The organism is Duganella radicis, assembly GCF_009720825.1.
GTDB lineage: Bacteria > Pseudomonadota > Gammaproteobacteria > Burkholderiales > Burkholderiaceae_D > Rugamonas > Rugamonas radicis.
Genome location: NZ_WNKY01000143.1, coordinates 1 through 255 on the forward strand (window position 1 = coordinate 1; position 255 = coordinate 255).

The 255-nt window shown below is 51.0% G+C and carries 1 rRNA gene; it reads right to left on the bottom strand.

Annotation, left to right across the window (positions count from 1 at the left end):
• A 23S ribosomal RNA gene (locus GM676_RS31415) occupies positions 1–255 on the bottom strand; the annotation flags it as partial.

Genomic DNA, 255 nt, shown 5'->3' on the forward strand with positions numbered 1-255 from the left:
CAGGCTCTTCCCATTTCGCTCGCCACTACTTTGGGAATCTCGGTTGATTTCTTTTCCTGCAGCTACTTAGATGTTTCAGTTCGCCGCGTTCGCTTCACACACCTATGTATTCAGTGAGTGATGACCCTAAGGGCCGGGTTTCCCCATTCGGAAATCTGCGGATCAAAGCTTGTTTGCTAGCTCCCCGCAGCTTATCGCAAGCTACTACGTCCTTCATCGCCTGTAATCGCCAAGGCATCCGCCATGTGCACTTAT